This window comes from Hymenobacter metallilatus, assembly GCF_003944705.1.
Lineage (GTDB): Bacteria > Bacteroidota > Bacteroidia > Cytophagales > Hymenobacteraceae > Hymenobacter > Hymenobacter metallilatus.
Genome location: NZ_RWIS01000011.1, coordinates 1 through 20,774 on the forward strand (window position 1 = coordinate 1; position 20,774 = coordinate 20,774).

Genomic DNA, 20,774 nt, shown 5'->3' on the forward strand with positions numbered 1-20,774 from the left:
CAAATACTTGGCGTGGCCGTGGCTATGCCCATTTTTGCGCAAGGCTGTGCTCCCACATTTAGCACAGGTAAGGGTAGTCTGTAGCATCACACAAGATAGCAAAACCACGATTTAGACCACCGCCAAATTTTTAATTGACGCTAGTCCTCCGGGTAGGGGATGTAGACGAAGTTGGTAAACTCCTCGTCGAGCACGAACAGGCAGCAGTATTCGTCGGCGTCGCGGTAGGTACTTTGGAAGGCTTCGATGCCATCGGGGCTGATAATGCCCTGCTGCACGAACAGCTCCAGGTAGCTGGCAAACACGTGCCACTCCAGGTTCAGCTCGTCGGCGTTGATGAGCAGGCCGCCCAGCGGCACCTCCTGGCGGGCAAACACAAAAATCGGGTACTTGGAAATATCCCGCTTACGTATCTGGGAGGAAGCCTCGCTCAGCGTATCGGCAACGGTGGCAAAGTCCTTGGTGATGGTGCCGAGGTATTTGCCGTTCAGTTCAGGGTCGTTGGTGTAGTCCAAAGGAGGTATTATTTATTTTTCTGCCGACGGCTTACTGCCTCACGCAACGCAAGTATCTGCGGCAGCTTGTCGTTTTCGATCTTTTTCTGCTGAAAAAAAGCCGTTATTTCCTGGGCTTCCACTTCCGTGTAAGGGTGCGAAGCAATAGGTGTCAGGTCAATGGCCGGTGGCTCGATGCCCAGTTTCCGACGACGCTTTGCAGTAGTAACCATGTGGCTAAGTTGTGAAAAAGTCGGGGTAATACTGTGTAACGAGGGCTGCCGCAGCCGGGGTTCCCACATACATCCGCAGGCCGCCCAATTCACTGGCACCCAGCACTTGCACGTAGTGTGCTTTGAGCGTGCTTTTGCTGTCGAAGCTAACAAAGCCGTCACAGCCCAACTCAAACGACCACCTGCAGGCGTAAGCTACCAAATTGCCAAGCACGCCTAGATATACTTTGTTTTTGCCTTTGTTGAAAGTCGCACTTTCGACTAAATGCATAAATACGTGGCCGGGCTTAGCTTCGAGGCTAATAAGACCGTGAATGATACGCGGATTGGCAACTGTATTCAACTGATATACTCGACGGCTGCTTTGTCGCACTTCCTGCGCCCAATCAAACGCCCAGCCTTTCCCCATCAGCTTGCGTGCCTCTGGCGCACTGAGTGGCCGCACCTGTGTCGGGAAAGACTCGCCAGTTTGTGCGTTTTCGATGGATCGGGTAAGCTTATCAATTCGCTCCTGAAACGTAGTGTGCTTACGGTTCACGATGGATAGGTTTTGCCGTTCAGTTCGGGGGCGTTGGTGTAGTCCATCTTAGGTAAAGTCAACCTCGATTGTTTTCAGTAACTCCTGCAGACGCGCAAGAAACTGTATTCGCTCCTGTAAAGCAGTTGAAGCAATGGTTGCGACAAAGACAATGTCCCGGTTATTCTCATCTAAGGCAAGTATCACCCTACACTGGCCGTGGGTAGAAGTGAGGTCATACTCGAAAGATTGATGTTTATCGGCATTTGTAGGGTGTAACCCATAAGCCACGGTATCCGCATCTGCTTCGGAATAGACATAACCAGAAAGCAGTGAAAGCAACTGCATCACTCCCTGAAGCTTATGCTTCCAACACCAGAACTGGTACGTGGCGGAAGCGTTCAGTTCGGGGTTGTTGGTGTATTCCATATTCAGCGTATTACTGCATTTAGGTTAACAAGGCAGTGATTTTTCGAAGAATTAAACTGAAAATATTTCCAGTTGACTTAGCCGATACGTCATGTAAGCTGCTGTTTATTCTTCGTAGGAATAGCGTATGTGGGTCAGTTAAGGAAATAACAATGGCGAGTGTCTGACTGCCTTTATGATCCTGTAATAAAACCTCAATCCCCTCCTTTAAATTGTTGAAGGCTGCTCTTTCATTCAGCGCTCTAGCTGCTGACTCAAAGGAATCAGCAACTACACTGTTATTGCTAACCCAGGAACCTTCCAGATACCACATATCTGGCACCGGATGTAGAAGGGTTCCGATTTCCTGATTCTGCCAGATAATATGTATTTGTTCTTTGGCAGCCATATAAGTTTCTACCGCAGCTCCAGCAGCACCACATTCTCCACGTGATGGGTGTGCGGGAACATATCCACCGGCTGCACTTTTACCACTTTATACGCCTCATCCAGCAGCTCCAAATCCCGGGCCTGGGTGCCGGGGTTGCAGCTGACGTACACGATGCGGGGGGCGCGCATTTCGAGCAGGCGGGCCACTACGTCGGGGTGCATGCCGGCGCGGGGCGGGTCGGTGATGACGACATCGGGGCGGCCGTGCCTGGCAATGAACTCGGCGTTGAGCACGTCCTTCATGTCGCCGGCGTAGAACTCGGTGTTGGTGGTGCCGTTGATTTCGGAGTTGATGTAGGCGTCCTTCACGGCCGATTCTACATACTCCACGCCCACGACGTGCTTAGCCTGCCGGGCTACGAAGTTGGCGATGGTGCCGGCCCCGGTGTAGAGGTCATACACCAGCTCCGAGCCGGTGAGCTGGGCGAAGTCGCGGGTGATTTTGTAGAGGTTGTGGGCGCCCTCGGAGTTGGTCTGGTAGAAGGATTTCGGGCCGACGCGGAAGCGTAGGCCTTCCATTTCCTCGTGAATGTGCGGCTCGCCCCGGTAGCACACCACCTCCAAGTCGTGGAAGGTTTCGTTGCCCTTGTCGTTGAGCACGTAGTTGAGGGAGGTGATTTGCGGGAACCGCTCGGCCAGGAAATCCAGCAGCGGCAGCAGCGCGTCGTGGGCGTAGTAGCACTGCAGAATCACCATCAGGTCGCCGGTGTTGGCTGTCCGGATGATGAGGTTGCGCAGAAAGCCCTCCTGCGTGACTAAGTTGTTGAAGGGTAGGTCGTGCGCCAGGGCGTAGTCGCGCACGGCCAGCCGAATCTGGTTGCTGGGGTCGGGCTGCAGCCAGCAGTGGTTGATATCAAGGATCTTATCGAAGCGGGCGGGAGTGTGGAAGCCCAGCACGCGCCGCTCGTAGTTGTGGCCGCTGGCAATCTGCTCGTTGGTGAGCCAGCCGTTGTGGCTGAACGTGTATTCGAGCTTGTTGCGGTAGTAGGTCTGGTCGGGGCTGGGCTGAATCGGCAGGATTTCGGGCAGGGCTACCTTGCCGATGCGCTGCAAGGTGTCGGCCACCTGCTGGTGCTTGAACCGGAGCTGGGTTTCGTAGCCCAGGTGCTGCCACTTGCAGCCCCCGCAGGTGCCAAAATGCTCACAAAACGGCGTCACGCGCAGCTCCGAATACTTATGAAACTTCGTGGGTACGGCCTCCAGGAAGTTCTTTTTGGCCTTGGTCACGCGCAGATCCACCACGTCGCCGGGGGCCACCTGCGTGACAAAGATGACTAGGTTTTCGCGGCGCACCAGGCACTTGCCCTCGGCCACCATGTCGGTAATTTCGACTTCGCGGAGCAGTTCCGCCGGAATGTTTTTTACTGATTTCCTCACGGCAGCAAAGGTAACCACTGATTTCACGGATTTTCCGTGGACTCTCCGGATTTTGTGGACGATTGTTCAGGCCATTCGGAACGCCCGGACAATTTTTGTAAAGGGCTACGGTAGCGGCGGGAGGGCTGTGGTAGATGGCAGGAACAAAACGGCGTCAAACTCCCGGCGCAAGTCGTGGCGCAGAAATTGGGTTAAGGGCAGTGCGTGGCCCACATCACGTAGCAGCAGATTTTGGTATAGCCACTGGGTGCCGGCTGAAAGGTCGGCGGAGCGTAGGTTAAGGTAGGAGAGGGGCAGCCGCGCCGCCTGGAAATAGTGCTCGTAGCTGCCCGGCCCGGCAGCCGCTGCTACGGCTGTGCGGAATCCTGCGTTACCATCCATTGTGCGGAAAGTCCCGGTGTTGAAGACCATGCCCAGCGCCACGTAGCCGGAGCCGTAGGTGGCTCGCAGCCGCTGACCGCTGCCATCGGTAGCGGCCAGCACCGAATTGTGGGCCAGTACCGCCAGTTGCCTCCCGCCAGCCTGCTGGTGCAGCCAATGGATATTTTCGGCCAGGGCGTTGGCGCGGTAGGTGCCGCTTAGATCGGGGTCGAGAGTATGCTGGCCGACAAACTGCTCCAGCAACAATAGCAACTGACGTTGCAGGTCGACCTCGGGCAGAAGCAGGCTGCCGCTCAGGCGGTTTTGCTCATTCAAAGCCATACGGACCCGCTGCAGTGTAGCCCGCACTGTTGTGAGCCGCGTATCAGTTTTGCCGGGTTCGGTGTAGGGATTCAGGCGGATGTCAGCAGCGGGCAGTTGTTGCAGCTGGCGGCCCAGTTCATCTAACCAATTCCGTAAAGTGGTAGCACGTTCGGGCAGCATTTCGCGCAGAAAGGCAGTAAGGGCAGCTGGTTGTTGGCACTCCAGCCCCCACACCTGCACCTTAATAGTGGCGCGCTCATTATAAGCGCGCAGCCACTGTATCAAGGCCAGGGTTTCGGGGGAGCTATAGGTGCCCAGGGCCTGCACCAGCTGGCGTGGAGTACCTTGGCCGGTCTGCAGGTAGCTGTTCAGGGCAAGGCAGGCGGCGGCATCGGCCTCCAACGCCACAGTGCGCAGGCCTTTCTGCTCAATAAGGTAGCGGAGCAAACGGTGACGAAGCTGGGCAATTTCCCGGGAGCCGTAGGTCATTTCGCCCAGCCCGATAACCTGCGCTTTGCCAACCAGGGTGCCCAGTGCAGTCAGATCTTTGGTGTCGCCGGCATCGGGCTGAGCGGTGCGCAATGGCACGGCAGCCTGCCGGAGCCAGGCCAGCTCCGCCGCCGTGGGCAGGGGTGGGGCGGCGGGGTCGGGGGGAAAGGCATAGGGCTTGCCGTCTACCAGCAGCTGCACATTATCCACCCAAACCGGCTCCGTGCCCCCCAGGCGCAACCCCAGCACCAGTTGCGTGTAGTAGGCATTCCAAGTGGTCGGCACTTCTACCCGAAACGGCTGCCAGCCGGCGCCAGCCTGGGCTGGGGTGATGTTCAGGGGCAGCTCCTGCAGGGGGCCCCGGCCGCCGCGCCGGCCTGCCGGACCATTGCTTTCGGCCAGCAGGGTGTAGTACAGCGCGGGGACCGGCGCCGCCGCGTACCGCAGCTGGCCCTGTACTACCAGCGTTTTGCCGCGCAGGCTCGAGTCCAGCGGGGCCTGGCCTAGATAGGCATAGATGGGGGCACCTGCGCGGCCGGCTTCCAGCCGCCGACTGTACCGGCCGTGGGCGGGCCCTATGGAGTCAGGTTGGGCACGGTAGCGCGGGTCGGGCAGAGCGGCAGAGGGTCGCTCGAAGTCCCAGTTAGGGCGTCGGACGGTGGGGCTGAGCAGCAGCGGCTCGGTGCCGGGCAGCAGTTGGTCATGGTAGCGTTGACCGGGACCCCATTCTACTCGAACATCATCCAGCCACACGCGCCCCTGGCCCAGAAACCGCATGCCCAGCAGCAAACCGGTGGCCCCGGCCGGCACCGGCAGCTGAATCTGTACGCGCCGCCACTCCGAGTTGGGCGGCAGTGCTGGGGTCGTGAAGTCGTCGTGGCTGGCCAGGTTTTCGCCGGCTGTGGCCGATTGGGCATGGGCGTACAGAAAGGCCTTGCCGGTGAAATTCTGCGTGCGAAGCTGCCCGCTGATGGTAACCGTTTGCCCGCGCATAGAGTCTACGGGTAGAATACTGGTATATATAGCCCCGCCCACGGGCTCCTCGGCCGCACTCAAATCCAGCAGTAGGCTGCCCCGGCCGCTGGCGGCTTTGGTGAGGGTATCCAGCCGCAGCCCGCGCGCCGATAAGGCCGGAACCCGGGTATTCCACAACAGCAAGGGCTGAAGCTGGTTGGATTCGGGTTCAAAACTGAGGTTGAGCCGGGCCTGGGCACATCCGATGGCCGGGCCTAAGATAAGGAACAAGAGAAGGTATAGGCAGCGCATAGAGTATGGCAGAAAGGAAAATAAAAGGCCGTCCGGATAGTCCGAACGGCCTTTTGCTACTGGGTAGTATTACTCAGCGCACAATTTCAAACCAGCCCTTGTAGCTGGTACCGTCTTCGAGCTGGAAGAGGTAGTAGTACATGCCCTGGGCCTGCTCCTGGCCGCCGTAGTCGTTGCGGTAGTTGCGGGTCTGGTACACCTGCTTGCCCCAGCGGGAGAAGATGGTGAGCGTGTTGCGCGGGTAGAGGGCCACGTTGTCGATAACTAGCACGTCGTTTTTACCGTCGCCGTTGGGGGTGATGATGTTGTAGAAGTCCAGCTTGTTCTCGAAGGTCACGCAGGCGTCGTTGGAGGCCGAGGTGCGGGGCGTGGCGTCGGTGCTGACGGCCTGCACCCGGAAGCACTGGGCAAAGCCGGCCGTGCTGGTGGGCAGCTCCAGGCGCAGCACCGAGCCGGCCACGGTACCCACCAGCTCGGCCGCGCCATTGTCGGCCACCCGGCTCACGCGGTATTCCTTCACCGCGAAGCCCTGGTAGGCACTCCAGCTCACCTGCACCTGGCCCACGTTGCGGCCCCCGGTGCTCTGGGTGGCCGTGGCGGTGGTGAGGATGGTGGTGTGGGTTTGGCTGCTGAGCACGGTGCCGCAGGCGTTGGTCAGGTTGAGTTGGTACTGATAGGCCTTGCGGTCGGCCTCCACGCCCGTATCGGTGAAGGCGGTAGCCGAGTTGGCCACGGTGCCCACGGTGGTGTAGGCGCCGGTGCTGCCGGCGTCGCGGCGCAGAATCTGTACCCGGTTGCCGTTGCCGCTGTTGCCGGGCACCTGCAGGGCCAGCGTGATGCTGCGGTCCTGGGCGGCGGCCTCCACTGAGGCCGTGTTCAGCTGCACGGCAGCGTTATCAGGGCGGATGGTGAAGGTGGCCGCGCAGCTCTGGCTGGTGGTTTCCGTTACGCTGAGGGTAGCGGTGGCGGAGCCGGCCGGTATATCAACCGTTACCGTGCCGGTGCCCTGACCTGCCGTAATGGTGCCGCCGGTAATTGTCCACTGGTACTGCCCCCCGGCCAAGGCCGAAGCCGAGTAGGAGAGGCCGGTACGGGCTTCGGGGCAGTAGCTGGGCGGGCCGGTAACGGCCAGGGGCGGCACCACCAGGAAGGTTTTGGTGTAAGGCTGGCCTACGCAGCCGCTGGCGTTGGTTTCCCGGATGGTAACGGTGTAGGGCGTTGCACTGGCCGCCGGTACGGGCACCGTCAGGGTGTTGCCGGTGCCGGCCACGGTAGCGCCGTTCAGGGTGAAGGCGTAGCTGGAGCCGGCCGCACCCGGCAGCGAGAAGACCACATTACCGGAGCCGGCGCATACCCGGGCGGGACCACTGATGGCCAGGTTGGCCGCCGGGGCCGGTAGTACGTTCACGTACAGCGTGTCACTGGTGCCCCGGCAGATGCCGCCGGCCGGGTTGCTGGATTCCGTCACGACGAGCTTCACCAGCCCGGTGCGCGTCCAGTTCACCTGCACCGAGGCCTGGTTGGTGCTCACCTGGGTACCGCCGATAATCTGCCAGGCATACACTGAGCCGTTGGTGTACTGAGTCTGGTAGGTGAAGGGGCCGGCGTTCTGGCACACCTGTAGCGGCCCCGTCGGGCGGGGCGTCGAGAGCAGCTGATTCACGCGAACCGGCAGCGTTACCGTATCCGAGGAGCAGCCGAAGGAGTTCAGCTGGAAGGCTTTTACGGAGGCCGCAGCCGTGGCCCCGCCCCAGTTCACGGTGATGCTGGGTGTACCCTGGCCGCTGGTAATAGTGCCGCCCGCTACCTGCCACTGGTAGGCCGTATTACGCGGGTTGCGGATGCTGTAGGTCACGCCCTGCACCGTGGGGCACACCGATACCGAACCCTGAATGCTGTCGGGCAGGGGCCGAGGATTCACGGTGAGGCGTACCGTGTCGCGGGAGGCGCAGCCCAGGCCGGTAGTAGCCGTTACCACATAGGTCAGCGTAATGGGCGACTGGGTTGCGTTGCGGGCCGTAAACACCGGGCGGGCAGTGGTGGCGCTGCTCAGGTTGGTGGCTGGGCTCCACTGGTAAGTGTAGCCCGCCAGCGCCGTAGTGCCTATGGTTACCTGTTTCTTGTCACACAGGGCGGCATCGGGACCGGCATTGGCCACGGAGGCCGGGTTTACGGTAATCGTAACGGTGCTGGTGCTGGTACAGCCCTGGGCCGTGGTAGCCGTGAGGGTGTAGGTGTAGGTTTGGGGCGTGGTGCCGGTATTTACTTGGCTGAAAGTGGGCTGAGCGGCCGTGCTGCTGCTCAGGCCGGTAGCCGGCGCCCACTGGTAGGTGTAGCCCGTCAGGGCAGCCGCGCCCAGTACGGTGCTTTCCGCAGAGCACACGGCCCGGTTGCTGCCCGCGTTGGCCACGGCCGTCGGGTTGATGGTAACGCGCACCGTATCCCGGCTCACACAGCCCTGGGCCGTGGTGGCCGTTACTACGTAGTTAAAAATCTGCGGGCCGGAGCCGGTGTTGCTGAGCGTGAGGACCGGCTGGGCGGCCGTGCTGCTGCTCAGGCCGGTAGCCGGGCTCCACTGATAAGTATACCCCGTCAGAGCCGAGGTACCCAGCGTAAGGGCTGTGTTCGAGCAAACCGCCCGGTCGGTGCCGGCATTGGCTATGGCGGCGGGATTAACAGTTACCGTTACTGTGCTGGTGGCCACGCAGCCCTGGGCCGTGGTGGCCGTGAGGGTGTAGGAGTAGGTTTGGGCGGCGGTGGTAGTGTTGGTAAGGGTGAATACGGGCTGAGCCGTGGCCGCGCTACTCAGGCCGGTAGCCGGGGCCCACTGGTAGGTGTAGCCCGTCAGGGCGGCCGAGCCTAGCGTAACCGGCACGCCGGAGCAGGTGGTCTGGGCCGGGCCGGCGTTGGCCACAGCCGCCGGATTAACAGTCACTGTTACCTGTTTGCTGGAGGTGCAGGTGCCGTCCGTGGTCAGCACGGTGTAGGTAGTGGTCTGGGCCGGGGCAACCGTAATACTGGCGCCGGTAAAGGTCTGGCCGCTGCTGCTGGTCCAGGCATAGTTCTGGCCCCCGCCGGCCGTGAGCGTGGTGCTGGCTCCCGGGCAGATGCTCACGTTGGGGCTGACAGTCAGCACGGCCGCGTTGCGCACATCCACAGTGCGGGCTACTGAGTCGGTGGGGCAGCCCAGGCTGGAAACCCCGCGCAACGACAGGCGGCCCGTGCCCGCCGCGCCCCACACTACCCGTACCGTGCTGGTCGTGGCCGAGCCCTGAATGGTGCCGCCCTGTACTTTCCACTGGTAGGAGCTGGCCGTGGGGCCGGCGGCGGTGTACGTGAGAGCCTGGGTCCGGTCGCACACGATAGTGTCGCCCAGAATCCGGTTGGGGCCGGCTGCCCGGGTTACCGTAATACGGAATACCTCCGAAATGCTCTTGCTGCCGCAGGTATTGTCGCTTACCGTCACCACCACGTCGTAGGGCGTAGCGCGGGCGTTGCCGCAGCGGGTATTGAATACGAAGTTGCCCGTGACGCTGCCCGTAGCCGTTACGTTGGCGCTACCCGTGGGGCTGCCTGCAGGCACGGTGCCTTGGTTGCCATTGATGCTGAAATCAAACGGGCCGGTCCCATCCAGCAGCGCACTATTCACCTTCATCGTCAACGACTGGCCCTCGGGGTCAGTAGAGGTTACGCTGAAATTGATGGAGCGACCTTCTTCCACCGTGTAGTCCTTCACCACCACCGAAGGCGGCGTGAATACCGGAGCCTGGTTGGGCTGGCAGGGCCTCGATACCAGCTGAATATCCCGGCGGGTGGTGCCCACCAGCACCTCGCGGCCGTTAATGGTGCGGTATTCCTTCACATCCACGGCCACCACAAACTTGCCCTGAATGGGGGCCGCGTAGTAGCTCAGGCCGGTGCTGGCGTTCAGGGCCGCGTAGCTGCCCGTACCCTGCCCAAACGGTCGGGTTACGCTGTAGCCGCTGGCGTAGTTTACCAGTGGGGGCGGGGGAGTAAAGGCACCAAACGGTGCCTGCCCCTGATACGGCGTGCCGAAGGAATAAATCAGCCGGTCCCCGTCGGCATCATAAGCGTTGTTGATGATGATGCTGGTGTCGCCCTGGCAGATAACAGCCACGGCCGTGTCCGAGAAAACCGGGGACGTATTTGGCAGCAGGGGCGGGGCCATATCCGTGTACAGCGTCATGTTGGTGCCGCCGGGGTTGGAGAGGTTGGTAACGTCCACGTTGCGGGCCGTGTCGGTGTACACGGCGTAGTAGCCGTCAAACGACAGCGGCAGGTTCACGATGGTAACGTACTTGGCCAGCGTCACGCGCGGGGGCTGGCTGTTCGGGAGCGTACAGCCCCCGGGCGAGGGGGGCGTAATTTCGGCGAAGCTGGTACGGGGCACCGTGACGTTCAGAATGCGCGTCCCACCCTGCGACTTATTGTAGAACACAATGTCGACCGTGGGGCGGCCGTCGGGGGCCGCCGAGCCGGCTTCTTTATTCAGGTACACCAGCACCGTTACCTGGTAGCGGAACGGGGCGCTACTCGGGCCATTGGCATCCAGGTATTTATAGTTCATCTCGCCGCCCAGCAGGTGGGTAGCTGCCGCCGGACGGGCTCCGGCCAGCAGAATGATGAGTAGCAACAAACACGTACGCAGTAGGGGTGTGCGCATAGAATGAGGTAAAAAAGGGGAGTGGCAGTGGGCTAGGCCCACCGTCGGTACATGATTTTGTACAGGTAGAACTTAGTCGCGCAGAATCCGCCGCACGGCGCTTTGGCCCCGGCTACCCTGCAGGCGGAGCACGTAGAGGCCGCGCGGCAGCTGGCTCAGGTCCAGGCTGGCGTCGGCGGTGGCTCCCAGGCGCAGCTGGCCCCGGTACAGGCAGGCTCCCAGGGTATTTTCCACTTCCACCTGGTACGTGTCGGCAGCGCTGGCATCGGCCAGGCGCAGGTGCAGCTGCCCATCGGCCGTCGGGTTGGGAAATACCGTGAGAGCTGGCAGAGACTTCGCCTCCAGCGTTGCCGTGGCCGGCACTACCTGCACGCTGTAGTCCTCAATTTCGGTGCTGGGCTGGGCCGTGGTGGAGCAGGAATAGGGCGCATTGTTGTTCAGGCGAACAATGATGCGCATACGGGTGAAGCCCACGACACTCTGGGCCGAGGGCACAGCAATGACAATACCAGCCGGGTTGAAGGTAATCTGGTTAGAAACCAGCTCAGTGGTGCCAAAAACGCCGTCCCGGTTCCAGTCGACCCACACGGTAGTAACCCGCTGAAAGGTGGCATTAGTTGTCACGGTGAGGCCGGAAGTCAGGCCCTGGCGCATAGTCATCACGCGGCCGGCGTAATTGCCGTAGCCATTGGCATCGGCCCCGGAGGCATTGGTAAACGTGGTAGTCTGCGGGGTGGTTAGGCTAACGTTGGTAATCCAGAAGGCCGCATTGTCGCCGGTAACGGCGCAGTAGCGCAGGCAGGGCACCGTCACGACGATGGCATTGGAGCGGGTGACAGTGTTGGAGCCGAAGGCGTTGGTGGCCGTGAGGGTAACGGTGTAGGAGCCCGTGGCGGCGTAGGTATGGCTGGGATTCTGCTGGGTGCTGGTGGCCCCATCCCCGAAATTCCACAGCCAGCTGGTGGGCACGTTCTGGCTGGCATCCGTGAACTGAATGCGGGTCTGGCAGGTACCCGCCACGTAGTCGGAGGTGAAGTTGGCCACCGGGGGCAGGGTGTTAGGCCGCACCGTCACGGTATAGTCTTCGGCCTGTCCGTACTGAATGCCCCCGCAGGCGGTAAACGCCGAGCCCACGTAATCAGAAGCCACGCGCAGGCGCAGCGGCTGGTTGAGTGGGGCAGCAGCCGGCACCACAAACGTGCCGCTGGGGTTGGTCGTGTTCAGAGCCTGAAACACCTGCTCGGTAGCCGCAAACGTACCGTCGTTGTTCACATCCAGCCAGATACGGGTATCCTGGGGGTTGCTGGGGCCGGTGAGCAGGCTCAGCGAATACCGCCCGCCGGCCATCACCTCCAGTTTGCCCGTGCAGGTAAAGTCCTCGTAGCCCGCCTGCCCGTTAGCGGAGGTTTGCGTGAAAGATCCCAGGGCAAACTGCGTGATGCCGTAGCCGCAGCAGTAGGCCGCCGTGGCGGGCGTGCAGGTAGCGGCCACCGGCACCACGTTGTCGTAGGTAATGTAGGAGGTGCGAGTTTTGGTGTTGCTGCCCACGCTGTTGGCCGCCGTCAATGACACGGTAAACGTGCCGGCGGTGGTGTAGCGGTGGCTGGGGTTCTGCAGAATGCTGGTAGTACCGTCCCCAAAATTCCATAACCAGCTGGTGGGCCCGTTCTGGCTCTGATCGGTGAATTGTACCGTGCCCGAGCAGGTGCGCGTCTGGTCGGCCCCAAAATCAGCTACTGGGGCCTGCACGCTGGCCGCGGCCACAACGGCGTAGTCCTCGGTTTGGGAGTATTGCGGCGTGGAGCACGGGGCCGGCACGGAGGCGTTTACGTAATCGGCGGCCACGCGCAGGCGCAGGCGCACACCCGTAACGGTGCCAATAGGCAGCCGTACGGTGCCCGTGTGCTGGCGTTTGGCATTGGAGCTGAATATGAGTTCTGTACTCGGACTAAACGTGCCATCATTGTTCAGATCGGCCCACACGCGCACGTTCTCGTCGGCGTTGGCATTGGTCCGAATGCTGATAGGAGCGTCCACGCCAATGGTCAGGGTAGCCGGATTTACCAGGCAGGCATAGTCACGGTAGCCATCCTGCACGCCGGCAGTGGTATTGTTGATGGTGCCCAGCGTTACGTTGAAAATCCCCATGGCGTAGGGATAGTTAGCCGCCGGAGCTCCGCCTGGGGTGCAGGCGCTGGGAGCAGGCGGGCAGGTTTGGGCGGTTGTTGTCAGTGAAAACAGCGGCAGGGCCAACGCCAGCAAACCGGTTGCTATCCTCACTTTCTCACCCATCACACTACGTAAGGGTTTACTCATACAAAAACAAGATAAATGGCCAGGGTAGGAAAGCGCCGAAGATACCGGTATGCCGAGGCAAAATACAATTTTCTCGGCTGCGGATTCAATATAAAGCAGCGGAAAATATCAGCTCCCCGGAAATCGGCAATTCCGGAATTCCCGCCGATGGTCTGCCGAAAATACCCGTAGTTTTGCTTCTTGCCCTTGGGGTATTCTTCAGGCTTTTTTCGGCGTATGAAAGATAAAGTAGTTCTCATTACGGGTGGTACTTCCGGCATTGGCCGGGCTACCGCCCTGGAGTTTGGCCGGGCCGGTGCCCGCGTCGTTATTACCGGCCGCGACGAGGCCCGGCTGCAGGAAACGGCCCACGAGTTGGCCCGCCTGGGCGTGCAGCACCGCACTGTACGCGCCGATGTGGGCGTGGAGGCCGATTCGGAGCGTGCCGTGCGCGAAACCATTGCCGCGTTTGGCCGCTTGGATGTGCTCATCAACAACGCCGGCATCAGTATGCGGGCCTTGTTCCGCGACGCCAGCCTCGATGTCATCCGGCAGCTGATGCAAACCAACTTCTTCGGCACGGTATACACTACTAAGTTTGCCCTGCCCTACCTCACCCAGAGCAAGGGCTCCATCGTGGGCATCAGCAGCATTGCTGGCTACCGGGGGCTGCCGGGCCGCACGGGCTACTCGGCCTCCAAGTTTGCCATGCACGGCTTCCTGGAAGCGTTGCGCACGGAGTTGCTGCCCCAGGGCGTGCACGTATTGCTGGCTTGCCCGGGCTTTACGGCATCCAACATCCGCAACGTGGCCCTGGCCGCCGATGGCTCCCAGCAGGGCGAGTCGCCGCGCAACGAGCAGCAGATGATGAGCAGCGAGGCCGTGGCCCAGCACCTGCTGGAGGCCGTGCGCCAGCGCCGCCGCGACCTGGTGCTTACCCGCCAGGGCAAGCTCACCGTCTTTCTGAACAAATGGCTGCCCGGCCTGGCCGATACCCTCGTACTCAATCATTTCCGCAAGGAAGAGCCGGATTTTGTGTTGTAGGAGCCGCTCTGCGGGGGCGCATTATGCCTGTCCAACCCTACCGAGCACTGCGTAACAGCCGGTATTCCACCCTTACCCAGCGTGCATGAATAGCCACCTGCAGCAAATTCTCGATAATCCCCTGGCCGCCCTGGCCATCGTCGGCAACCTGATTATCATCGAAAGCCTGCTCTCGGTGGACAATGCAGCCGTGCTGGCTACCATGGTCGGTGACCTGCCCAAGGAGCAGCGCCAGAAGGCCCTGCGCTACGGCATTATCGGGGCGTATGTATTCCGGGGCATCTGCATTCTGTTTGCTTCCTATCTGGTCGAAATCTGGTTTCTGAAGCCGCTGGGGGGGCTGTATCTGCTCTACCTGGCCTTCGATTACTTCCGTCCGAAGGCCAGGGGAGAAGGCGAGGATGTGGACAAACAGCAAAACTGGCTCTACCGCCGTACGCTGGGCGCTTTTGGGCAGTTTTGGGCTACGGTGGCCCTCATCGAGCTCATGGACCTGGCCTTCTCCATCGACAACGTGTTTGCCGTGGTGGCCTTCACGGATAATCTCATCCTGATTTGTACCGGGGTGTTTATCGGTATCCTGGCCATGCGGCTGGTGGCTCAGGCCTTCGTGCTGCTGATGGGGCGCTACCCGTTTCTGGAAACGGCGGCTTTCATCGTCATCGGTATTCTGGGCCTGAAGCTGCTACTCTCCTTGCTGGAGCATTTTCTGCCCAGGCACCCAGTAAGCCAGTTTCTGGGCAGTGAGACGGCCGAGGCTGGCCTCACCATCCTGACGGTTGCCATATTTGCCGTGCCCCTGCTTATGGCTTGGCTCCGGCGGCGGGTGGTGAAGCGGTGAGGTAGTGCTGCTTACCTTGCGTGCATGAAATACCTGGGGTGCATTCGTCCAAGGTTAATTCGCCTGCGGCCACGCTGCTCAACTCCTATACTTCGGCCGGCTTCAAGCAAGTCATCATCCACGCCCTCACGCAGGCCTTCCTGGATTTACTGCAAAAGTCGGAGCAGCCGCGCATCGTCAACGTCAGCTCGGGTATGGCCTCGCTCAGCCTGCCCACCGACCCCACCTGGAAGTACTATCCTAATAAAGGAGCCGTCTACTACACTTCGAAGGCGGCCCTGAATATGTACACCATCATCCTGGCCTACGAGTTGCGCGACACGGAGGTGAAAGTCAACGCCGTGGACCCGGGCTTTACGGCCACCAACTTCAATAACCACTGCGGCACCGGCACGGTGGAAGAGGCAGGAGCCCGCCTGGTAAAGTACGCCCTCATCGGCGAGGACGGCCCGAACGGCAAGTTCTTCAGCGAGGAGAATAACCCCGAAACCGGCGAGATTCCCTGGTAAGCATTGGCAAATAGCCCCGCCCGGCCCCCGTCGTCCGCTGCGTGAAGCGTCGGGGCCGGGCGGAGCGTTTCCGGTTTCAGGGCCGGGGTGCGGCTCCGGCCGGCCCCCGCAGGTACTCCTCGTCCGTGACGGCTCCCTGGAACTCCACCGAGCGTCCGTTCTCGAACTCCTGCATGGCCAGGTAGGTCATGGGCTGCGTGGGCGTGGCCCCTTCCCAGTGCCGCTGCCCGGGCGGGCACCACACCATGTCGCCGGCCCGTATTTCCACGATGTCTTCGCCCTCGGCCTGGGCCCAGCCGGTGCCGCTGAGCACCAGCAGCGTTTGCCCCCGCGGGTTCACCTTCCAGGGCGTGCGGGCTCCCGGCGCGAAATCAACCGTGGCGCTAACCAGGCGGCTCGGAGCGGGGCGCTCGAAATAGTTGCTGATAACGACCTCGCCCGTAAAAGAGCTTTCGGGGGCCTGGACGGTGGGGAAGTGACCGGCCGGGTAAACTTTCAGTGCTGGCATGGGTTGGGGGTGTTAAGGATGGGGGCAAAGGTCGGCCGGCCGCAAACGGGCAGTGTAGCCTGAACACGGTTTGGCTCAGCCGAAATGCCGGCTGACTTCGGGGCAGCTGCTTTTTTACTTATAGAACGGATCGGTCGGGAGCGTCTTCCTTTTGCCTACACCAAAACGTGTTTTGGCTAAGCCCGCCCGCCGGGCCCCGCTGACCTTTGTTGCGTTCAGCAACTAACCCGTATTGCAGATGAAAGCAGTCAGAATCCACGCCTTTGGCGGACCCGAAGTAATGCAGCTCGAAGACGTGGCCCGGCCGGTGCCGGCAGCCGACGAAATCCTGGTCAAGCTCTACGCCAGCGGCGTCAACCCTGTCGATTGGGTAATCCGGGAGGGCAGCAACGTGCTACGAAACTACCTGACGTTGCCCCTGACCCTGGGTTGGGACGCGGCCGGCGTGGTAGAGGAAGTAGGCCAGCACGTGACAGGGCTACAAAAAAGCGACGCCGTATACGGCGTGCCCAACTTCCCCGGCGACGGCAGCTACGCCGAATACTGCGTGGCCAAGGCCAGCCAGTTTGCCCGCAAACCCGCCAGCCTTGGCTTTACCGAAGCGGCCGGCGTGCCCCTGGCCGGCCTCACGGCCTGGACGGGCCTGTTTGCCTACGGCCAGGTGCAGGCCGGGCAGCGCGTACTGGTGCAGGGGGCCTCTGGCGGCGTGGGCAGCCTGGCCGTGCAGTTTGCCAAAGCCAAAGGAGCCTACGTTATCGGGCTGGCCTCGGCCGGCAACCTGGAGCACGTACGCCAGCTGGGGGCTGATGAGGCCCTGGACTACCGGAGCGAAAACCTGGCCCAGCTGGTACGCGACGTAGACGTGGTGCTGGAATGCTCGCCAGTGCGCGACAATGCCGTGCGGGTGCAGTCCGTGGCTTTCCTGAAGGAAGGCGGCATTTTCGTCAGCGTCAACACCGATTTTCCCTTCGACGAGGCCGTGGAGGCGGCCCTGGCCCACAAAAAAGCCACCGGCGAGCTGGCCGCCAACCAGCCCCGACAGGAGTGGCTGGCCGAAATGGCCCAGCTCATTGATGGCGGTCAGGTACGGGTGTTCATCAGCAAAGTGTATCCGCTGGCCGAAGTAGCTGAGGCCCACCGCGAAAGCCAGACCTGGCACGTGCGTGGTAAGCTGGTGCTGGAAATAAGAAAAGACGACGAGCCGGCATGAAGCGCTTCGCCACGATAAGCGCGTTTCATGAGTACGTGCAAATGCCCCCGCCCCCGCACCCGCTGTTGAGCGTGGTGGACGTGGGCACCGTGCCCCACCGCGCCGACGACGAGCCGCCTACCAGCCTGGTGCTGGAATTTTACTCTATTGCCGTGAAGCGGATGCGCAACGTGCGGGCGCAGTACGGGCAGCACTCGTTCGACTTCAACGAAGGCGTGCTCTCGTTTATGGCACCGAACCAGGTATTTAGCGTGGCGGCCGCCGACCCGGCCGCCGCCGTAGAAAAATCCGGGTGGGTGGTGTACATCCACCCGGATTTCCTGTGGAACACGCCCCTGGCGGCCACCATCAAGCAGCACGATTTCTGGGACTATGCCCTCACCGAAAGCCTGTTTCTCTCGGCCCGGGAAGAAGATACTATCCTGGGCATCGTGGCCGCCATTGCCCAGGAGTGCAGCGCCAACCTCGACCGGTTCAGCAAGCAGATTATCGTGGCGCAGCTTGATGGGCTGTTGCAGTACGCCGACCGATTCTACCACCGCCAGTTCCTGACCCGCGAAAAAGCCAACCATGAGGTGCTGGCCCGGCTGGAGACCCTGTTGGAAACGTATTTCAACCAGGCTACCCTAGTCGAAAGAGGCCTGCCCACCGTGCAGTACGTGGCCGACCAACTCCACCTCTCGCCCAAGTACCTGAGCAGCCTGCTGCGCGTGGCTACCGGCCAAACCACCCAGCAGCACATCCATGCCTGGCTGATTGCCAAGGCCAAGGAAAAGCTCTCCACCACCACCCTCACCGTAAGCGAAATTGCCTACGAGCTGGGGTTCGAGCACCTCCAATCGTTCAGTAAGCTGTTCAAAACCAAAACCAGCCTCTCGCCCCTGGAATTCCGGGCTTCCTTTACCTGAAGGAGAGTTGGCGGGCTGAGTGATGGGGGGTTGCGCTACCCCAGTTTTCAGTCCAACGAGTGCTGCATGATGGAGTGGTGGCTGGCCCTGACGTGTAGCAACCGTACACACACTCACTCGCACTAAACAGCAGGCTTACTGCAACCAGAGTTTTGTTGCCTTACCCCCCACATTGTCCGGTACGGCTTGCCACATGGCCCCGCAAACCGAGTGGCCTCACGAAAACAGTACCCCACTAATACCAGTTCGATAACTACTTAATCCACGTTGCGGAATCATCAGAGCAGGGGAACCAGCATCTGGCTGTTGTCCGCACCTCGGATATCGTACTCATCCACTTAACAGCTGCCCATTATGAAACTCTCCGAAAAAGGCCCCCTGGCTGTTGCTCAGGCGCTAAGTACGCTACTCGAACCGGTTTCCCAGGCCGTTCAGGGCTGGGCAGGCGTTATTGCCGCGGCTCACTGGGACTTGTTCCGAGTGGGCGAAGTGGTGGACGGCATCGATTTTTACGTGGGCGAGGAAGAACTGGGGCACATTCATCTGAACGGCGAGGTGCATCTGGCCACCAGTGCCGCCTTGGGTCAGGCACTGGTGGCGGGTGGCCTGGCTCGTCCGCTGCGCTGGGGCGGGGCCGCATACCGGGGTTGGACGGAGTTTTCGGTAGGCACTACCGCCGACGCGGCCCACGCCACCTGGCTGCTAGAGCGGAACTACCAGCGCCTGCGCGGCCGTGCCGAGGCCGAACTGGTGGCGGAAATAGTAGCGTTACAGTACTAACACCCGCTTACTTTGCCGGAAGGAGCTGGGTTTCGGGGGCGGTGGCAGGGCAGTAACAGTGGCAAGCGGGGAGCGAGGCATAAAAAGGTAGCACTGGCTGGTCGGTAACACGTGGGCGTATTTGCCCTAACGAACCAATGCAACTACCCGCCCGCGCTACTCGACCACCAGCAGATCGGGCCGGCGAATGTAGGCGTCGCGACCCTGCCACTGCACCCGAAACCAGATATCCTGCTGCCCGCGCACCTCAAACCGGTCCCCGGCGGCGGCGGTAGTCAGCCAGGCTGCGCCGGCGCTGGGGCCGGACATCAGGGGGGCACGGGGGCGGGCCACCAGTCCCACCCGGCCGGGGGCCAGTACATTCAGAAACAGCCCCGTCAGTACCAGATATACCGCGTAAGTGGCCCACCAGGCCCGGTCGGCGGTGCGCCGCCGGATCAGCAGCAATGTGCCGCCTACCACGGCCAGAATCAGCAGGCCCTGTAGCAGCGGGTAGTAGTAGCGCTGCACCGTAATCAGCAGGTTCTGCCGCCACGTATCGGGGTAGCCGGTCAGGCGGTGCTCCTGAGCCAGACTCACCATTTTGCGCCAGGTAGCCTGGCGCGGCTGCCAGGCCTGCGCTACGCTCAGGTAGTACAGCGCCGCCGGATAATGCCCCAAGCCTTCCTGCACGTAGGCCATGCGCAGCAGCTGCCGGGCCGACTGCTGCTGGTCCTGCTCCCGAGCCTGCCGGTACAGCGGATACGCCTGCTCTACTTGGCCTGCCTGAAACAAAGAATCGGCTTTTTGGAGGGCCGGACTAACTTTTTGGGCCTGAACGGATTGGGAAAATACCGGTAGGAATAGAAAAAAAAGGAGTGCTTTTTTCAGCAAAACAGTTGCACGGTTAGGTTGGGGCCTCTACTTTTGTGCCACAATCAGCGGGAAATGCCCACTGGTACAAAGAAACTGATTCTGTAGCTCAGCTGGTAGAGCAATACACTTTTAATGTATGGGTCCTGGGTTCGAATCCCAGCGGAATCACTTTAAAGCCTCGCCTTCCCGGTGAGGCTTTTTTGTTATCTATACATGTAATTTCAATTATTTTTTATTGTTACTACTTGATTATCAATGCTTCATCATAAATTCATGTAACTAAAGCCTGGGGTTGGCAGTCTAGATAGAGAAACCACATTCTCCATCAGTATGGCCACTCCTGCATCTGTAAAGCGACTACACCACCAGATTGCCCTGGTAACGGGCGGCAGTTCCGGCATTGGGGCCGGCGTGGCAGAAGCCCTGGCCGCTGAGGGAGCCACGGTGTTTGTAAACTACTCACACAGCCCCGATGGGGCCGCCGAAGTAGTAAAGAAGATAGAAGCCGCCGGGGGCAAAGCCTTTGCCGTGCACGCCGACGTGAGCAAGGAGGATGAGGTGCTGGCCATGTTCGACGAGATTCGGCGGCAGTGCGGTACGCTGCACATTCTTATCAATAACAGCGGCATTCAGGACGACTCGCCGTTTCTGGATATGTCGCTGGAAAAATGGCAGCACGTCATCAATGTGAACCTAACGGGGCAGTTTTTGTGTGCCCGGGAGGCCGCCCGGGAGTTTGTGCGCCGGGGGCCACAGCCGGAAATTTCCCGGGCCACCGGCAAAATTATCTGCATGAGCTCGGTGCACGAGGTGATTCCCTGGGCCGGCCACGTCAACTATGCTACCAGCAAGGGCGGCATTATGCAGCTGATGAAAAGCATGGCCCAGGAGCTGGCTCCGCAGCGGATTCGCGTGAACAGCATCGGGCCGGGGGCCATTGCCACGCCCATCAACCTGACGGCCCGCGACACGCCCGAGGAGGAGAAAAGCCTGCTCACGCTCATTCCCTACGGCCGCATCGGGGAGCCCGCCGATATTGGCAAAGTAGCCGTGTGGCTGGCCTCCGACGAGTCGGACTACGTGACGGGCACCACTCTGTTTGCCGATGGGGGCATGACGCTGTACCCCGGTTTCGCGGATAATGGATGATGGGTGGTAGTTACTGGTTTCTGGTTGCTGGTTTCTGGTTATCAGCGGTAGTCTGTACCAACAACTAGAAACC

General features: G+C 61.0%; 18 protein-coding genes and 1 tRNA gene. 8 read left to right on the forward strand and 11 right to left on the reverse strand.

Annotated elements, in window-relative coordinates; genetic code table 11:
* Window positions 1–140 precede the first annotated feature (140 nt).
* The 9 genes from EI290_RS15580 to EI290_RS15620 all read right to left on the reverse strand — a co-directional run bounded on the left by EI290_RS15580 (window position 141) and on the right by EI290_RS15620 (window position 12,918).
* A complete protein-coding gene (locus EI290_RS15580; RefSeq protein ID WP_125432282.1) occupies window positions 141–515 on the reverse strand; it encodes a hypothetical protein in 375 nt (124 codons plus the stop codon).
* A gap of 8 nt (window positions 516–523) precedes the next feature.
* Window positions 524–727, reverse strand: coding sequence for a hypothetical protein (locus EI290_RS15585; protein ID WP_125432284.1), 204 nt, complete (start codon window positions 725–727; stop codon window positions 524–526).
* Window positions 728–731: 4 nt separating this feature from the next.
* Window positions 732–1,265: a hypothetical protein gene (locus tag EI290_RS15590; RefSeq protein WP_221766269.1), complete on the reverse strand. Its 534-nt coding sequence runs from the start codon at window positions 1,263–1,265 to the stop codon at window positions 732–734.
* Between the two features lie 48 nt (window positions 1,266–1,313).
* Window positions 1,314–1,673: a hypothetical protein gene (locus EI290_RS15595; protein ID WP_125432288.1), complete on the reverse strand. Its 360-nt coding sequence runs from the start codon at window positions 1,671–1,673 to the stop codon at window positions 1,314–1,316.
* 19 nt (window positions 1,674–1,692) lie between these two features.
* Window positions 1,693–2,061, reverse strand: a complete 369-nt coding sequence (locus EI290_RS15600; RefSeq protein WP_125432290.1) for a hypothetical protein — start codon at window positions 2,059–2,061, stop codon at window positions 1,693–1,695.
* 8 nt (window positions 2,062–2,069) lie between these two features.
* Window positions 2,070–3,479, reverse strand: a complete 1,410-nt coding sequence (rlmD, locus tag EI290_RS15605; protein WP_185817024.1) for a 23S rRNA (uracil(1939)-C(5))-methyltransferase RlmD — start codon at window positions 3,477–3,479, stop codon at window positions 2,070–2,072.
* Window positions 3,480–3,584: 105 nt separating this feature from the next.
* A complete protein-coding gene (locus tag EI290_RS15610; RefSeq protein WP_185817025.1) occupies window positions 3,585–5,897 on the reverse strand; it encodes an erythromycin esterase family protein in 2,313 nt (770 codons plus the stop codon).
* Window positions 5,898–5,991: 94 nt separating this feature from the next.
* Window positions 5,992–10,602, reverse strand: a complete 4,611-nt coding sequence (locus EI290_RS15615; RefSeq protein ID WP_125432294.1) for a T9SS type B sorting domain-containing protein — start codon at window positions 10,600–10,602, stop codon at window positions 5,992–5,994.
* 72 nt (window positions 10,603–10,674) lie between these two features.
* Window positions 10,675–12,918 (reverse strand): GEVED domain-containing protein, encoded by a 2,244-nt coding sequence (locus EI290_RS15620; RefSeq protein ID WP_125432296.1) that lies wholly within the window; start codon window positions 12,916–12,918, stop codon window positions 10,675–10,677.
* Between the two features lie 216 nt (window positions 12,919–13,134).
* On the opposite strand from EI290_RS15620, the gene EI290_RS15625 reads away from it, so the two are divergent.
* The 3 genes from EI290_RS15625 (at window position 13,135) to EI290_RS15635 (ending at window position 15,291) form a co-directional block, all read left to right on the forward strand.
* On the forward strand, window positions 13,135–13,941 hold the full coding sequence (locus tag EI290_RS15625) for an SDR family oxidoreductase (RefSeq protein WP_125432298.1): 807 nt from the start codon (window positions 13,135–13,137) through the stop codon (window positions 13,939–13,941).
* An 85-nt stretch (window positions 13,942–14,026) separates the two neighbouring features.
* A complete protein-coding gene (locus EI290_RS15630; RefSeq protein WP_125432300.1) occupies window positions 14,027–14,782 on the forward strand; it encodes a TerC family protein in 756 nt (251 codons plus the stop codon).
* Window positions 14,783–14,802: 20 nt separating this feature from the next.
* Complete coding sequence (locus EI290_RS15635; RefSeq protein ID WP_125432302.1) at window positions 14,803–15,291, forward strand: SDR family NAD(P)-dependent oxidoreductase; 489 nt, start codon at window positions 14,803–14,805, stop codon at window positions 15,289–15,291.
* 76 nt (window positions 15,292–15,367) lie between these two features.
* On the opposite strand, the gene EI290_RS15640 is transcribed toward EI290_RS15635, so the two are convergent.
* A complete protein-coding gene (locus EI290_RS15640) occupies window positions 15,368–15,799 on the reverse strand; it encodes a (R)-mandelonitrile lyase (RefSeq protein WP_125432304.1) in 432 nt (143 codons plus the stop codon).
* A gap of 238 nt (window positions 15,800–16,037) precedes the next feature.
* Here EI290_RS15640 and EI290_RS15645 point away from each other — a divergent pair, with 238 nt between their 5' ends.
* The 3 genes from EI290_RS15645 (at window position 16,038) to EI290_RS15655 (ending at window position 18,697) form a co-directional block, all read left to right on the forward strand.
* The gene (locus EI290_RS15645; RefSeq protein WP_125432306.1) at window positions 16,038–17,009 is read left to right on the forward strand and encodes an NADP-dependent oxidoreductase; all 972 of its coding nucleotides are present in this window, start codon (window positions 16,038–16,040) and stop codon (window positions 17,007–17,009) included.
* Complete coding sequence (locus tag EI290_RS15650) at window positions 17,006–17,917, forward strand: helix-turn-helix domain-containing protein (RefSeq protein ID WP_125432308.1); 912 nt, start codon at window positions 17,006–17,008, stop codon at window positions 17,915–17,917. The genes EI290_RS15645 and EI290_RS15650 overlap by 4 nt, the downstream gene beginning before the upstream one ends.
* Before the next feature lie 354 nt (window positions 17,918–18,271).
* Complete coding sequence (locus tag EI290_RS15655; protein ID WP_125432310.1) at window positions 18,272–18,697, forward strand: luciferase domain-containing protein; 426 nt, start codon at window positions 18,272–18,274, stop codon at window positions 18,695–18,697.
* 156 nt (window positions 18,698–18,853) lie between these two features.
* Here EI290_RS15655 and EI290_RS15660 read toward each other — a convergent pair whose 3' ends face one another.
* On the reverse strand, window positions 18,854–19,471 hold the full coding sequence (locus tag EI290_RS15660) for a hypothetical protein (RefSeq protein ID WP_125432312.1): 618 nt from the start codon (window positions 19,469–19,471) through the stop codon (window positions 18,854–18,856).
* Between the two features lie 176 nt (window positions 19,472–19,647).
* Between EI290_RS15660 and EI290_RS15665 the strand changes: the two genes are divergently transcribed.
* Together EI290_RS15665 and EI290_RS15670 are read left to right on the forward strand one after the other, a co-directional pair.
* Window positions 19,648–19,720 (forward strand) — tRNA-Lys (locus EI290_RS15665).
* Between the two features lie 162 nt (window positions 19,721–19,882).
* On the forward strand, window positions 19,883–20,701 hold the full coding sequence (locus EI290_RS15670; RefSeq protein WP_125432314.1) for an SDR family oxidoreductase: 819 nt from the start codon (window positions 19,883–19,885) through the stop codon (window positions 20,699–20,701).
* The last annotated feature ends 73 nt before the right edge of the window (window positions 20,702–20,774 follow it).

What these genes read in the sequence shown, in the direction of transcription:
- EI290_RS15585 (WP_125432284.1), bottom strand. Translation starts at nt 727, where the DNA reads ATGGTTACTACTGCAAAGCGTCGTCGGAAACTGGGCATCGAGCCACCG.
- EI290_RS15595 (WP_125432288.1), bottom strand. Translation starts at nt 1,673, where the DNA reads ATGGAATACACCAACAACCCCGAACTGAACGCTTCCGCCACGTACCAG.
- EI290_RS15600 (WP_125432290.1), bottom strand. Translation starts at nt 2,061, where the DNA reads ATGGCTGCCAAAGAACAAATACATATTATCTGGCAGAATCAGGAAATC.
- EI290_RS15615 (WP_125432294.1), bottom strand. Translation starts at nt 10,602, where the DNA reads ATGCGCACACCCCTACTGCGTACGTGTTTGTTGCTACTCATCATTCTG.
- EI290_RS15620 (WP_125432296.1), bottom strand. Translation starts at nt 12,918, where the DNA reads ATGAGTAAACCCTTACGTAGTGTGATGGGTGAGAAAGTGAGGATAGCA.
- EI290_RS15625 (WP_125432298.1), top strand. Translation starts at nt 13,135, where the DNA reads ATGAAAGATAAAGTAGTTCTCATTACGGGTGGTACTTCCGGCATTGGC.
- EI290_RS15630 (WP_125432300.1), top strand. Translation starts at nt 14,027, where the DNA reads ATGAATAGCCACCTGCAGCAAATTCTCGATAATCCCCTGGCCGCCCTG.
- EI290_RS15640 (WP_125432304.1), bottom strand. Translation starts at nt 15,799, where the DNA reads ATGCCAGCACTGAAAGTTTACCCGGCCGGTCACTTCCCCACCGTCCAG.
- EI290_RS15645 (WP_125432306.1), top strand. Translation starts at nt 16,038, where the DNA reads ATGAAAGCAGTCAGAATCCACGCCTTTGGCGGACCCGAAGTAATGCAG.
- EI290_RS15650 (WP_125432308.1), top strand. Translation starts at nt 17,006, where the DNA reads ATGAAGCGCTTCGCCACGATAAGCGCGTTTCATGAGTACGTGCAAATG.
- EI290_RS15655 (WP_125432310.1), top strand. Translation starts at nt 18,272, where the DNA reads ATGAAACTCTCCGAAAAAGGCCCCCTGGCTGTTGCTCAGGCGCTAAGT.
- EI290_RS15670 (WP_125432314.1), top strand. Translation starts at nt 19,883, where the DNA reads ATGGCCACTCCTGCATCTGTAAAGCGACTACACCACCAGATTGCCCTG.